Consider the following 14,061-nt stretch of genomic DNA (forward strand, 5'->3'; position numbering starts at 1 on the left):
AAAAAAGCCCCCAAATTGGAGGCATGAATTACTTAATTGGGTTAGTCTTTGTAGAAAGAGTCTTATTGTCTTCTGTACTAATTATAACTTTCTGAGCCTTAAATGATTTTTGAGTTTGATCATTTACAAAACCAAGTACAGTTGAAATAATATTTGGGACTTTGTTCGGTTCTGTTGATTAGGGAAAACCGTTTTGATTCTCCCAATACAACACTACGCCAAAGGTTATGGAGTACGTCCATGGGCCAATGACCCTGAATATGCAACTAAACTTTGGAAGCTCAGCGAGAAGCTGACGGATACCCAATTTGAAAGTCTTTGAACACAGAATGCAGTAGGGAGGTCAAAGTTAATGTTCCCTACTTTTGATATGAAATGTAAGAGGCAGGTTCCTCATAAAATATAAATCCATAAAGTTTTTTGTTCGGCAAATCATTGGTTTGCGTCTTGACGATCGGTTCTGTTTCGTTATTATCTTCCATTAAACCCAATCCAACAATAGCTCCTGCAAAGAAAAGACATGTAATTGCGATGACAATATGATTCTTTTTCATGAGAGCTCTCCCTGGTACATTCTACATCGGCTGCAGGATTTGCTTGATGGTGGTTATTTTATTGTAAACTATGATGTATGTGAAAGTTGTAGAAACGTGACACCCATTGAAACTTCCTCGTTTATTTTCAGTTTAAAAAGCAGTCGTATACTCGGGTCAGTTGATAATTAAAATCTAACGACGAGGGGTCGATTCGTATGAACACAACAAAAGACCAGCAACGCATTGCTATCGTAGGAGCAGGTCCTGGAGGACTGACGTTGTCCCGGATTTTACAGCAGCATGGTATCAAAACTACCGTTTATGAACGTGAAACATCACCTTCAAGCCGCAAACAAGGCGGTTCTTTAGATATCCATTCCGATTCTGGACAGAAAGCACTCAGAGAAGCTGGCTTAATCGAACAATTTGAGACGCTCGCCCGATATGAAGGAGAAGATTTCAAACTTCTCGATAAATTCGGCAATCTGTATATGGATGAAGTGGCGGAGTCCCATGAGGGGGATAGACCCGAAATCGATCGCGGGACGCTGCGGGATCTGTTGTTAAACGCTATCGACCCTGGCACCATTCAGTGGGGTCACGATTTAGTTCAGGCTATTCCTACGGATGATGGGATGCACGAACTGCATTTTCAAAATGGGCATGTGGACACTGTTCACCTTGTCGTAGCCGCAGACGGGGCATTTTCCCGTATTCGTCCGCTGCTTACAGAATCAGTTCCTGCCTACAGCGGACTAAGCATGGTTGAACTATATGTTGAAAATGCCGCTGTCGCACATCCGAAACTGGCTGCTTTTAATCGACGCGGCAAAATGTTCGCCCTTGCGGATCATAAAGGCATATTGAGTCAGTTGAATGGAGATGGCCGAATTTGTGTATATGCGGCATTTGAAGCTGAACGCGAATGGCTGGATACTTGCGGTATCCCGTTTGATCAGCCTGAAGAAGCGAAAAAGCAGCTGCTGGAGTATTTTAGCGATTGGGATGCTTCACTGACCGATTATATCCGTTCCGCAGATGGGCCAATAGTGCCTAGACGTATCTATAGTCTGCCGGTTGGACTCCAATGGACGCATAAACCTGGTGTCACCCTGATTGGAGATGCCGCGCATCTGATGTCCCCTTTTGCTGGCGAAGGCGTAAATTTAGCGATGTTAGATGCCGCTGAGCTGGCGTTGTCCATCGTTCAGCACGATGACTTGAACACGGCTGTTCAAGCCTACGAGGAGAAGATGTATGCCTACTCGTCCATTTCAGCAGAGGTATCCGATGCGAATCTGAAGCTTTGCTTTTCGGACGATGCTGCGCGCAAGTTGGCGGATCTGATGAATCAATACCATGAGAGGGAGAATGGGCAAATGCGCTGAATTCGGATAGAATAGGAATGAAGCATTTTAAATAGAAGAGGGATATCGATGAAACGAATTACAATATTAGTCGCAGATGATGAGGCTGAGATTGCCGACCTGATTGCGCTGCATTTAGAAAGAGAAGGGTACCAAATTATCAAAGCGGCGGATGGCAAAGAAGCTATTCATGCGATTCAATCTCATTCGATAGATTTGGCTATTCTGGATATCATGATGCCGAAGTTGGACGGACATGAAGTGACTCGGCAAATACGTGAAAAGCATCAAATGCCGATCATTTTTCTTAGCGCCAAATCATCGGACTTGGATAAGATAACGGGATTGGTGATTGGAGCCGACGATTACATGACCAAGCCGTTCAATCCGATGGAACTGGTCGCTCGAGTGAACGCTCATTTGCGACGGTCCATGCAGTTAAGTCAACCCAAAGTCGACCATAACCTGCTGGAAGCAGGCGGACTGACGATTGACCCTGATAAGCGGACAGTGAATCTATATGGTGAAAACATTGAGTTAACACCGAAAGAATTTGATATCCTCTACCTTTTGGCGGCTCATTCCAAAAAAGTTTTCAGTGTGGAAAATATTTTCCAACACGTATGGGGCGAAGCCTTTTATGAAAGTGGCAACACCGTCATGGTGCACATCCGTACCCTACGCAAAAAACTAGGTGAAGATGAGAACAATAAAAACAAATGGATCAAAACCGTTTGGGGTGTGGGATATACATTCAATGGCTAAAATGATACGAAGTTTCCGCTTCCAAATGATCGTTCTATTAGGAATGAGCATGCTTTTGTCCGGCGCTTTCACCTTCATCCTTTATAAAGTCCTTCAGCTTTACTACAGCGGTGTTCGGGCCGAAGATCCTTTGGCGAAATTACGCCATTTTATCTCGAATATTGGGGATTTTAATTTCTTTCTCATCTTTTTTATCCCTCTAGCGATTGTTTGTTTCTTTTTCCTTACCAAACCTTATGCTACCTATTTTCATGAGATTTCCACAGGGATTCATCGTCTCGCTAACGGGGATTTTCAAAGCCGAGTTCACATTTCATCGAATGATGAGTTCAGAGAAATTGCGGAAGATATCAATATGGCAAGTGAGAAGCTGCAAAAAGCGGTGGAGCGGGGCGATTTCGCGGAAAGCAGCAAAGATCAGCTGGTCTTAAATCTAGCTCATGATTTGCGGACACCACTAACCTCGGTCTTAGGTTATTTAGATTTTCTGCTTCAGGACAATCAATTGACGGCGGAACAAATCAGGCATTATACAACGATTGCTTTTACGAAGTCCAAACGGCTGGAGAAGCTTATCGACGAACTGTTTGAACTCACAAGGATGAATTACGGCATGCTTTCCATTGAGAAAAAGCAAATCGATCTGAGTGATCTTCTCATTCAGCTTAATGAGGAATTGTATCCTGTTTTCGAGAAAAGTCACCTCTTGGTTAGACTAAATATTGAACCGCATTTGCAAATTCGGGGTGATGGCGAGCTGCTCGCACGTGTTTTTGAAAATTTATTAACGAATGCGAATCGGTACGGAAAAGACGGCCAATTCGTGGATTTCAACTGTTATCTTGATGCAGGGGAAGCTGTCGTCCAAGTTGTTAATTATGGCGATAGTATTCCTTCGGAAGAGCTGCCGCATATTTTTGATATGTTCTACACCGGTGACCGGGCCCGCACGCATCAAGGGGGAAGTACGGGACTCGGTCTCTTCATAGCCAAAAATATCGTGGAACAGCATCAAGGAACGATAACTGCCCAGAGCAGCTTGGTTCGCACGCTCTTTGAGGTGCGTTTACCGCTTTAATGAGAGAAATTTAAGAAAAACTTTAATTTTAACCCACTTCTTTCTTAAAAAGTTTGCCCTATTCTTATGTCTAGTAAGAAGAAGGAGGAAACGAAGAATGAAGAAGTGGGTTTTTTGGCTTGTCATACTTGCACTGCTTGGTTATGAAGCCATTCACCAGAAAACGGAGCGTGTAAATGAAGAACAAGGGGGAGAAAAAGTTGACATTCAAGAGTCGATTCCCCAAAAAAGCGAACAAACGATTAAGATTATGAAAGATCAAATATACCAAGGGAATTTAGTCTTAATTAATAAGGATTACCCGATCCACCAGGTAGGGATTCTCACGGATGTGGTTAATCTTTTTCAGCATAAAGAATTGGTCGATGGCTATGGTTTATTGGATAACACGATTCGCTTATCACAAAGCATCGTGAAAAATTTTACCACCATGATCCAAGCGGCTGATAAAGAGGGAATTCATCATTTTATCATTAACAGCGGCTACCGGGATAATAAAGAACAAAGTAAGTTGTATAAAGATATGGGCCCGGATTATGCTTTGCCGGCAGGGAATAGCGAGCACAATTTAGGTATCGCTCTTGATATTGGTTCGAGGCAATCGGAAATGAGTCAAGCTCCTGAAGGGAATTGGCTGAAGAAGAATGCTGCGACCTACGGGTTTATTTTGCGTTATCCCAAGGATAAAACCGCGATTACCGGCATCCAGTATGAACCTTGGCATTTCCGATATGTTGGAGTGCCCCATAGCCTGATTATGCAGCAAAAAAATTTAACGCTGGAACAGTATTTAGATTTCCTGAAACAACAGCAGACTTTAACAACGACTGTTCTCGGTGTCAAATATGAAATTTCTTATCATCCGATTTCAAAAAATACAACCATTCAAGTACCAAGCAAGCTTAAATACGAGCTCTCCGGCAACAACATGGATGGCGTTATTGTTACTGTATTTTTATAAATGGCATTAAAAACTCAGGAAAGGTGAGGATACAGGTTGAAACAATTGAAATTCATGTATGACACTGTGATGTCCGGGATATTTGCCATTTATATCTACGTGGTGGTTAAAATTATCTTATTTAAGTTTGCTTCGGTTGATATCCCTTTCCTCTGGCATCAACTTCAGAGAAATCTAGGGAATCCGATCTATATCCGGCATCGCTTGCAAACGGCTAACTTCCGTCCATTCGAGTCCATCTCGCACAACATTCAAAGTTTATCCAGCCATGACATTATCAATTTGTACGGAAATATCTTGATATTCATTCCTTATGGCGTTTTCTTGATGATTTTGTCCAAAAAATCAAAGATGTCAATGATAGGCGTAGGGTTTCGATCCTTTGCTTTAAGTTTGAGCTTGGAATGCTCACAAGTTCTATTTTCTATCGGCAGCTTTGATGTGGATGATCTTATCTTAAATACGTCCGGCGGGTTGTTGGGCTTCTGCGTATTCAAATTCATGTTAGCTGCTAGCGGCTTGATCCGGATCGGTTCCTTTCGTTTCTTTGCCGAAGAACAGAAGAACCAGCGCTCCGAATACGATGGCAATGAAGAAAATAGTAAATATCGAGGTAATGCTGTGATGTCGAGACACCAATAATCCTACAAGATAAGGACCTATGATGCCTCCGACACGTCCAAAGGATGCTGCAAAACCAACGCCTGTCGAGCGGACACGAGTAGGGTATAGCTCGGGGGTATACGCATACATGGCTCCCCAAGCGCCAAGATTGAAAAAGGATAGGCTAATCCCTGCGGCAATCAGCATGGCTTCTGTAGCGGCCGTACTGAACCAAATCGCGCAAAAAGCTGTTAACAGCAAGTAAGTGACGAGAACGAACTTACGACCGAATTTCTCGATAAAATAAGCCGCAGTGAAATAGCCCGGAAGCTGTGCTAGCGTCATGATCAGCACATATTGAAAACTTTTTACAAGACTAAAGCCCTTCAACACCATGACAGATGGAAGCCACAGAAATATGCCGTAATAGGAGAAAACAACGACAAACCAGAGAATCCAGAGCGTAATCGTTGATTTCCGGAAATTTGCCGACCAGACGGAGGAGGCACGTTCTTTGAGCGTTAAACGGCGACTTCGTTGCTCATTAAAGCGCGGCGAATCTTGAATCGCTCTTCTTAGGTATAAGGCATATAAGGCCGGCAGCGCACCTATGAGAAATGCCGCTCTCCAGCCATATGCAGGAATAACAAAATAGGAAATTAAAGCCGCGATAATCCATCCGCATGCCCAAAAGCTTTCGAGCAGCACCACAGCCCGTCCTCTTTCTGTAGCGGAAAATGACTCAGAAACAAGTGTAGAAGCTACGGGCAGCTCCCCGCCAAGACCGAATCCAGTGATGAAACGCAGGATACATAACATGATGAAACCGGTTGCTATTGCAGAAAGTCCGCTTGCGACAGAAAAAATCAGCAGGGTTACCAAAAGCACGGATCTACGGCCATAGCGATCTGCACTTGCTCCGGCAACGGCTGCACCAACAGCCATTCCTATTGAATTGATGGCTGCCAATAGGCCAATTTGCTGTGCTCCCAATTTCCAATCAACAGCCAAAGCGGCGACGATAAAGGAAATAATCCCTACATCCATGGCATCAAATAACCAGCTTATCCCCGCGCTGAAAAGTAATTTGCGTTTTGCTGATTCCTGCAGCAATGTTGATTTACTCATGTTCGTATACGGCTCCCATCCTCAGACTGTTACCTCTATCTTCCACCTATATTCCGATTTCATACATGTGAAAGCCTAAAGGAATATCATGCAATTGTTATGGGTAATTTTACCTATTACTTTTCTACTCTACAAGTCTATCAACTTCTCAATTGTTGGGATATAATGGGACTCGTTCCGTATTTTTGTTGTCGCATGTATTTTACAGGAGGATGATGGGTCAGGATGGTTTCATTTCGAAAAGGGGTAGCTTCCTTGTTGGCGGCAGTATGGATAGCGGCCATTTCGCTACCAATCGGGGCACAGGCAAACAGCGATGCAGTGGCATATCCGGATGTGCCGGCAGATTATTATGCAAGTCAAGAGATAACTCATCTCAAAGAGAAAGGTATCGTGGATGCCGAAGATGACGGAGGCTTTCATCCGGACGATGCCGTTACTCGCGGAGATGCCGCTAAATGGCTGAGCAAAGCGCTCAAGCTCAAAAAGCCGACAACGTTGAATGGTTTTACGGACGTTGCAGCAAATAGCCCTTATGCAGAAGCAGTCAATGCATTGAAAGAACAAAACATTGTGCAAGGCAGCGATGGCATGTACCAACCCGATGCGCTCTTGACACGCGAACAGATGTCAAGCTTGCTGGTGCGTGCTTTCCAACTGAAGGATAACGGCATCCAAACATGGCTTAAGGATGAAGCAACGATCGGCAAAGCGCATCATGACGATGTCTTGAAGTTAAAGCAAAATTTTATTACTGAGCAATTAACGTTTATGCCGCAGGATCAGGTAACTCGCGCTCAGTTAGTCTTATTTTTATTCCGAACGATTTCTCAAAAAGAAGAAACAGGGCAGGGTCCTGGTTCACTGGATGACTTTTTGCAACTACCGAATAAAGCCCAAATGCGGCTATCCCCTGATAGTAAGTCGTTAGCTTATTTACAACCATGGGAAAACCGCATGAACCTATATATCCAAAAGGTTGGAGAGTCGGAAAGTACGAGAATCACGAGCTCCAAAGACGAGAATATTGATAGCATATATTGGATTACCGATAAAGTGTTGATTTACAAGATGGATAAAGGCGGTACGGAAAACACACATATTTATGTAGTGAACGTTGACGGGTCAGGTGAAAAAGACTTAACGCCATATACGAATGTAAAAGCTGATCTTCTGGATGTGTTGCCTTCCAAGACTGAAAGCGATATTGAGTTATTGCTAACTATGAATAAGCGTGATCCCAAAGTGATGGACGTTTATAGGGTTAAGCTCAGTACAGGTGATACAAATTTGCAGGTGCAGAATCCTGGAAACGTCAAATTTTGGGTAACGGATAACTGGGGAGAGGTTCGTGCCGCAATAGCTGTAGACGGTGAAACCACTAACCTTCTATATCGTGAAAATGAAAGCAAAGATTTTGATAAAATTGATACGTTTGATCGCAAAGATACCTTTATTCCGGCTATGTTTACGTTCAATGACGAGCAAATCTACGCTGTTTCCAATGTAGGGCGCGATAAGCAGGCTCTCGTGAAATATGACCCGCTTACCAAGAAAGAGACGGAAGTCATTTATGTCAATGATGAGGTGGATCTCACTAATTTTATCGTGTCCTATAAGAACAAATCCATTGCGGCCGTCACCTATGAGACGGAAGAGATGAAGTTACAGGCCTTGGATCATGAATTTGAAACGTTGTTCCACAAAATCGAGGACAAACTTCAAACTGCTCATTGGAATTTGATCGGATCGCCGGACAGGGATGTCTTGCTGCTATACACATATAGCGATACATCTTATGGCAGCTATTATCTCTACGACCGTAAAACGGATAAGATTGACAAAGTTGCAGACGTACAACCAAAGTTAGATGAAAAGAAGATGGCGAAAATGCAGCCGATATCTTTTAAAAGTAGAGATGGACTAACGATTCACGGGTACTTAACGCTCCCCCAAGGCGCAGCTCCTAACAAATTGCCCGTTGTTATCAACCCGCATGGTGGACCGTGGGCTCGCGATTCCTGGGATTTCAATATGGAAGCTCAACTACTGGCGAGTCAAGGGTATGCGGTGTTGCAGATGAATTTCCGTGGGTCATCAGGTTACGGGAAAGCCTTCATGAACGCGGGAGATAAGCAGTGGGGGAAAACCATGCAAAACGATATCACGGACGGTGTGAATTGGTTGATTAAAAGGGGAACTGCTGATCCTGAGCGCATTGCCATCTATGGAGCATCCTATGGTGGATATGCGACATTGGCAGGGATGACGTTTACGCCTGATTTGTATGCTGCGGGTGTGGATTTCGTAGGACCTTCCAATCTGATTACCTTCTTGAACACGATTCCGCCATACTGGTCCATGGACCGTTCGATGATGTATCAGCAGGTCGGTGACCCTGTCAAAGATAAGAAACTGCTTGAAGCGGCATCGCCGGTCCTGCATGTCGACCAAATAAAAGCGCCGCTAATGATCGCACAAGGTGTAAATGATCCTAGAGTGAATAGAGCAGAATCGGATCAAATGGTGGCCGCGCTGCGCAAATTGGATGTAGATGTCCCTTACATGCTGAAGAAGAATGAGGGTCATGGGTATCAAAAACAGGAAAACGTACGCGACTTTTATGAAGCACTTATTCATTTCTTAAATAAAAATGTGAAAAACAAGAAAAAATCCACATAATCGCGTATTACATATCTTAGTGCCAAGAACCTCGATTTTGTGAGGTTGTTTGGCACTTTTTTTGTTTACTAAGCGCTGATTTGCTGGAGAAGTAAGCGGGTGATATGATTAATGAATGAATTCAATCTCGTTTATTTGTTATAGGAGGCTACCGTGGACAAAATATCAATCCCTGAATTGTTTAAAAAACTAGAAACAGAAGAAGTCCTGTTGCTCGATGTCCGTAGCAATGAAACCGCTTCTGAATATACACCAGAGCATAATAATCTTCATCGCGTACACATTGAAAAAGGTAAAATTAACAACTGGTCAGAAAGTACCGCAGCCGAACTTCAAAAAATCGCAGGAGGCAAAACGGTGTACGTCACTTGTTCAGGTGGTAACTCTGGGACGAATTGTGCCATTATACTGCGTGAGAAGGGGTTTGACGCGATCACCGTCGATGGCGGAATGCGTGCTTGGCAGGCCGAATTGTCAAAACAGGAGGACGAAAAAGAGCGCGGCTGGAATTTTGACAACAGTTATGCTCGTCTGCCTAAACTATTTTATAGCCGGATCAATCCGACTCCTGTTCCTTCACCAGAAATCGTGATTTTCAACGATAGGTTGGCTGTATCACTAGGTTTAGATATCCAGGAGCTTCAAGGAGCTGATGGCGCGGAGATTTTCGGAGGCAACCAAATCCCTGAAGGTGCTTCGCCACTTGCTCAAGCTTATGCAGGGCATCAATTTGGATATTTTAATATGTTAGGGGACGGCCGGACTAATTTGCTCGGCGAACATATTACTCCTCAAGGCGACCGAGTTGATATTCAGCTAAAAGGGGCAGGACCTACCATTTACTCCCGCGGTGGGGATGGTAGAGCGGCGCTTGGTCCGATGCTGCGTGAATATATTATAAGTGAAGCGATGAGCGCATTAGGTATCCCAACAACCCGCAGTTTAGCGGTGGTTGCGACAGGTGAAACCGTGTATCGTGAAACCGAGCAACAAGGAGCAATTGTTACCCGTATAGCTGCTAGTCATATACGTGTTGGTACTTTTCAATTTGCGGCAAAATTTGGCACTCCTCAGGATCTTCAAGCCATGGCTGATTACACGTTGCAGAGGCATTTTCCAGAAGTTGAGGCGGATGAGAACCGGTACCTGTCCCTGTTAAATGAAGTGATTAAACGTCAGGCTAATCTTATTGCCAAATGGCAGCTTGTTGGGTTTATTCATGGCGTGATGAACACAGACAACATGGCGCTTAGCGGTGAAACGATCGATTATGGTCCTTGCGCTTTCATGGATGTGTATGACCCGGCTACCGTGTTCAGTTCCATTGATTCGCAGGGGCGCTATGCCTATGGCAATCAGCCGCGCATTGCGGCTTGGAACCTTGCAAGATTTGCTGAAACCTTATTGCCTTTATTGAGTGAGAATGAAGAAGAAGCGATACAAATAGCTGAAAGTGCGCTTGCTAATTTTTCGGAACGGTATCATCGGAATTGGCTGTCAGGAATGAGAGCGAAATTGGGGATTTTTAACGAAGAGGTTCAAGACGTCACGTTAATCGAAGAGCTGCTCAGTATGATGCATAAATACGGGGAAGATTTCACGAATACGTTCCGTGCGTTAACCTTGGATAAACCCGAGGAGACGTTCCTTTTCGGGACCGCGGAATTCGCTCAGTGGTATGAGCAATGGCAGGCGAGATTAGGCAGACAGCAGGAGACGAAAGACTTGTCACAGCAATTAATGCGCACCAGCAATCCGGCCATTATTCCACGTAATCATCGGGTAGAAGAAGCATTAGAAGCAGCAGTAAAACATGGAGACTATCGTGTGATGGAGCGGCTTCTTCAAGTTCTTTCAAACCCTTTCGCGCATACAGCCGAACAATCGGAATATTCCGTACTGCCAGCACAAACTGCTCGTCCTTACCGGACCTATTGCGGAACCTAAGAATGAATCGTACAACGACGGAGAACGATGAGGATACCACCATGGATAAGCAGATAACGATTCAAGCGCTGAAATACGGAAATGTTCCTCATTACGAATGGAACACAACGCTTTTGGAAAAGACGGATTCTTACATTTTTGTTTTGGGCCAAAAGGGAAGACAGTTGCAACATTATACGAAGCAAAAAGTGTTTACGATGGAGACGTGGACGATTGAATTTTTTTCATTTGATTCGTGGTTTACGGTAAGTGCTGACATCGTCGGTGGCAAGATCCGGCAGTATTATTGCAATATTAACCAACCTGCCAAATTGGATGGGAATACAGTTTCCTTTGTAGATTTAGATCTGGATTATATTCAATTAGGCGGCGAATGGATGGTTGTTGATGAAGACGAATTTGCGAGCAATGCCATCAAGTTTGCTTATCCAACCGATTTGATTCATCAAGCTCGACTGGAATTAGAAGGGTTAAAGGAGCGGGTTCGTCATAACCTGTTCCCTTTTGACGGCTCGCTAGCGAAGCATATTGCACGTGTCCCGATCGAATAAAATAGAAAAGAGGCTGTCCGTAAGGTCATGACATGACCGCGGGATAGCCTCTTTTCTATTAACGCCGATTCCTCAAGTTATTCTCCACAAATGGATTAATGCACACTGACTTCACTAATTTCGACTTGAGAAGACTGTAATTTTTGGGGTGTGCGTTTCTTTTGAATGAGCACAATAATGGCTATAAGCGACAGCGCCATAAAGACGACAGATCCTGTGATGGAAGCTGCAGAGGCGTGAGCGAGTACATACCTTGCTTGGTCTTGTTGCACTGCTCCTGCAAGCGGATGATTAACGGCTTCGCGGCTCGCTGAACCAAACACGGTAATCAAGATAGCAAGCCCCAAGGAAGCGCCCGTTTGATGAGCGACATTCACAAGACCGGAAGCTGCACCTGCGTCGCTGCGTTCAACACCGGCGATCCCGGATGATGTGAGGGGGATAAAGACGACCCCAGCGCCAACACCCAAAATCACTAACGGAATCGCGATATTTGGAAAATAGGAAGTATTTACGGTGATACGGCTTAACCAGAACATTCCGATAAGAGCAAGGAATACGCCGCCGATCATTAATCTTGTGCTTCCAAAGCGTGACAGCAAACGAGGAACGGCATATACCATACTGAACATTACGCCCGTCATGGGTAGAAAAGCAATACCGGCAACGAGCGCATTAAAGTTCGTTACACCTTGCAGGAATTGCGTTAGAAAAAAGAACATGGCAGACATACCGCCTACAAATAGAAGTCTTGCCAAATAGGCGCCAGTGCGTTCACGGCTTGCAAACAAGCGGAGCGGTGTAATTGGCTGTTCGGCTTTCTTTTCGATACGGATAAAGACGGCTAACAATACGATCCCGATAAGGAATGATGCGATCGTCCCAACATTGCTCCAGCCGTCAGAGGCTGCGCGGACAAAGCCGTACACGATGGACGTCATTCCGACTGTTGAAGTGACGGCGCCTGTGATATCGAACCGACCGTTAAGCCGCGGCGTTTCTTTTAGATAACGAGGAGCTAAGATGATAAGTGCGATACCAATAGGTACATTGATGAACATGCCTAAGCGCCAAGAAATCAAATCTGTCAGGACGCCGCCGAGCACAAGCCCCACGCTCCCGCCGGCACCGGACACGGCGCTGTAAAGGGAGATTGCGCGCGTCCGCTCTTTGCCTTCCGGAAAGCTAACCATAAGCAGCGCAAGGGTAGATGGTGCGGCAAAAGCGGCGGCTAAGCCTTGAATCGATCGAGCGATTAGCAAGCTCTCAGCGGAGTTGGCGAAGCCGGCAATTAACGAAGCCAGCGTGAATACGGCGATGCCGGCCATGAAGACACGTCTGCGTCCTAAGAGATCGCCCGCTCTTGCTCCGAGTAGGAGAAGCCCACCGAAGGTTAACGAGTAAGCATTTTGCACCCAGGATAAATCTGTTGCAGACAGGTGCAGGTTGCGTCCAATCTCCGGCAGTGAAGTAATCACAATCGAGCCGTCCAAAATAATCATTAGTTGGCATGCAAGTATAATGGCGAGAACGATCGGTGAGGTGCTTAATCGTCCATTTAAAGCTGGCGTGGTTGAAGACATCTGTGTGATCTTCCTTTCATCTTTGGAGTGTTTGTTCCAACACATCATAAAGCCTGAGAAAGAAGAAGTCAACATATTTTTGGAGTGAACATTCCAATAAAATGAAGAGTTTAGCGAAAACACGGCCACATCGCTGCATTTTTCGTGAAAAAACCATGAAATTACAGAATATGCATTCCGAATACTTGACGATCCCAGTTGTACATACTAAAGTTGAGGTTAACGAGGTGTGTATAATGAGTAAACGAGAAGATATCTTGAATGCTACGTTGGATTTAATAGATGAAGAAGGACTGCAGGCCGTTACTTTTGCGAAAATTATGAAAAGAGCGAATGTAGGCTCGGGTACTGTTTTTAATTATTTCAGCAATAAGGAAGAGCTTATCAATGAGCTGTATCGGGAGTGTCGAATCCTTCTCGGAGATCACTTGATGATGGGTTACGATGCTGAGTTAAGCTTGTATGAGCGTTTTAAATGCCTTCATACGAACAGGATTCGTTTCGCGGTGGAATTCCCTAAGCATTTCCGATTCATCGATGCGTATTCCTATTCGCCTTGCATCAAACCTGAATTGCGTAAACTGGAAGATGACAGTGTTTCTCGTGAAGCGATTCTAGCTCTGATAAGAGAAGGGCAGCGAAACGGCGTCATTCGGGAATTAGATGTGAATTTTTGCAATTCCATCACGTATGGAATTGTTTCGTCCATTGTCAAAGGCTACTATGTGAAGAAATTTGAGTTAACGGATATCAAAATTCAACAGACGATAGAGGCTTCTTGGAAAGCCATTTTAGTCTAAAATGGATCGTATATTCCAAATAATCAGAGAATAAGAAATCTTTCATCACCCGCGCATTGC

At 44.5% G+C, this 14,061-nt stretch carries 11 protein-coding genes and 1 pseudogene; 9 read left to right on the plus strand and 3 right to left on the minus strand.

The window, feature by feature from the left end; translation table 11 throughout:
• Positions 1–359: 359 nt before the first annotated feature.
• Positions 360–554, minus strand: coding sequence for a hypothetical protein (locus tag RQP52_RS05625; RefSeq protein WP_315949980.1), 195 nt, complete (start codon positions 552–554; stop codon positions 360–362).
• Between the two features lie 197 nt (positions 555–751).
• On the opposite strand from RQP52_RS05625, the gene RQP52_RS05630 reads away from it, so the two are divergent.
• The 5 genes and pseudogenes from RQP52_RS05630 to RQP52_RS05650 all read left to right on the plus strand — a co-directional run.
• A complete protein-coding gene (locus RQP52_RS05630; protein WP_315949981.1) occupies positions 752–1,924 on the plus strand; it encodes an FAD-dependent oxidoreductase in 1,173 nt (390 codons plus the stop codon).
• Between the two features lie 48 nt (positions 1,925–1,972).
• On the plus strand, positions 1,973–2,668 hold the full coding sequence (locus tag RQP52_RS05635; protein WP_315949982.1) for a response regulator transcription factor: 696 nt from the start codon (positions 1,973–1,975) through the stop codon (positions 2,666–2,668).
• Positions 2,661–3,746, plus strand: coding sequence for a sensor histidine kinase (locus tag RQP52_RS05640; RefSeq protein ID WP_315949983.1), 1,086 nt, complete (start codon positions 2,661–2,663; stop codon positions 3,744–3,746). Before RQP52_RS05635 ends, RQP52_RS05640 begins: the two co-directional genes overlap by 8 nt.
• Before the next feature lie 97 nt (positions 3,747–3,843).
• Positions 3,844–4,707, plus strand: a complete 864-nt coding sequence (locus tag RQP52_RS05645) for a M15 family metallopeptidase (protein WP_315949984.1) — start codon at positions 3,844–3,846, stop codon at positions 4,705–4,707.
• Between the two features lie 69 nt (positions 4,708–4,776).
• Positions 4,777–5,151, plus strand: a pseudogene (locus tag RQP52_RS05650) (VanZ family protein); the annotation flags it as partial.
• 60 nt (positions 5,152–5,211) lie between these two features.
• On the opposite strand, the gene RQP52_RS05655 reads toward RQP52_RS05650, so the two are convergent.
• Positions 5,212–6,438 carry an MFS transporter gene (locus RQP52_RS05655; protein ID WP_315949985.1) on the minus strand — a complete coding sequence of 409 codons (1,227 nt, stop codon included), beginning with the start codon at positions 6,436–6,438 and terminating at the stop codon, positions 5,212–5,214.
• A gap of 225 nt (positions 6,439–6,663) precedes the next feature.
• Here RQP52_RS05655 and RQP52_RS05660 point away from each other — a divergent pair, with 225 nt between their 5' ends.
• The 3 genes from RQP52_RS05660 to RQP52_RS05670 all read left to right on the plus strand — a co-directional run bounded on the left by RQP52_RS05660 (position 6,664) and on the right by RQP52_RS05670 (position 11,618).
• Positions 6,664–9,120, plus strand: a complete 2,457-nt coding sequence (locus tag RQP52_RS05660) for a S9 family peptidase (RefSeq protein WP_315949986.1) — start codon at positions 6,664–6,666, stop codon at positions 9,118–9,120.
• Between the two features lie 153 nt (positions 9,121–9,273).
• Positions 9,274–11,067 (plus strand): protein adenylyltransferase SelO family protein, encoded by a 1,794-nt coding sequence (locus RQP52_RS05665; protein ID WP_315949987.1) that lies wholly within the window; start codon positions 9,274–9,276, stop codon positions 11,065–11,067.
• Between the two features lie 41 nt (positions 11,068–11,108).
• Positions 11,109–11,618 (plus strand): DUF402 domain-containing protein, encoded by a 510-nt coding sequence (locus RQP52_RS05670; RefSeq protein WP_315949988.1) that lies wholly within the window; start codon positions 11,109–11,111, stop codon positions 11,616–11,618.
• A gap of 95 nt (positions 11,619–11,713) precedes the next feature.
• Here the strand turns inward: RQP52_RS05670 and RQP52_RS05675 are convergent, their stop codons facing one another.
• Complete coding sequence (locus tag RQP52_RS05675; RefSeq protein ID WP_315949989.1) at positions 11,714–13,201, minus strand: MFS transporter; 1,488 nt, start codon at positions 13,199–13,201, stop codon at positions 11,714–11,716.
• A 236-nt stretch (positions 13,202–13,437) separates the two neighbouring features.
• Here RQP52_RS05675 and RQP52_RS05680 point away from each other — a divergent pair, with 236 nt between their 5' ends.
• The gene (locus RQP52_RS05680; RefSeq protein ID WP_127454207.1) at positions 13,438–14,001 is read left to right on the plus strand and encodes a TetR/AcrR family transcriptional regulator; all 564 of its coding nucleotides are present in this window, start codon (positions 13,438–13,440) and stop codon (positions 13,999–14,001) included.
• The last annotated feature ends 60 nt before the right edge of the window (positions 14,002–14,061 follow it).

Origin of the sequence: Paenibacillus violae (assembly GCF_032461945.1) — a bacterium.
Classification (GTDB): domain Bacteria; phylum Bacillota; class Bacilli; order Paenibacillales; family NBRC-103111; genus Paenibacillus_E; species Paenibacillus_E violae.

Excerpts from the sequence above, each read along its gene's own strand:
- RQP52_RS05675 (WP_315949989.1), bottom strand. The coding sequence starts at position 13,201 with ATGTCTTCAACCACGCCAGCTTTAAATGGACGATTAAGCACCTCACCG.
- RQP52_RS05635 (WP_315949982.1), top strand. The coding sequence starts at position 1,973 with ATGAAACGAATTACAATATTAGTCGCAGATGATGAGGCTGAGATTGCC.
- RQP52_RS05645 (WP_315949984.1), top strand. The coding sequence starts at position 3,844 with ATGAAGAAGTGGGTTTTTTGGCTTGTCATACTTGCACTGCTTGGTTAT.
- RQP52_RS05655 (WP_315949985.1), bottom strand. The coding sequence starts at position 6,438 with ATGAGTAAATCAACATTGCTGCAGGAATCAGCAAAACGCAAATTACTT.
- RQP52_RS05680 (WP_127454207.1), top strand. The coding sequence starts at position 13,438 with ATGAGTAAACGAGAAGATATCTTGAATGCTACGTTGGATTTAATAGAT.
- RQP52_RS05670 (WP_315949988.1), top strand. The coding sequence starts at position 11,109 with ATGGATAAGCAGATAACGATTCAAGCGCTGAAATACGGAAATGTTCCT.
- RQP52_RS05640 (WP_315949983.1), top strand. The coding sequence starts at position 2,661 with ATGGCTAAAATGATACGAAGTTTCCGCTTCCAAATGATCGTTCTATTA.
- RQP52_RS05630 (WP_315949981.1), top strand. The coding sequence starts at position 752 with ATGAACACAACAAAAGACCAGCAACGCATTGCTATCGTAGGAGCAGGT.
- RQP52_RS05660 (WP_315949986.1), top strand. The coding sequence starts at position 6,664 with ATGGTTTCATTTCGAAAAGGGGTAGCTTCCTTGTTGGCGGCAGTATGG.
- RQP52_RS05625 (WP_315949980.1), bottom strand. The coding sequence starts at position 554 with ATGAAAAAGAATCATATTGTCATCGCAATTACATGTCTTTTCTTTGCA.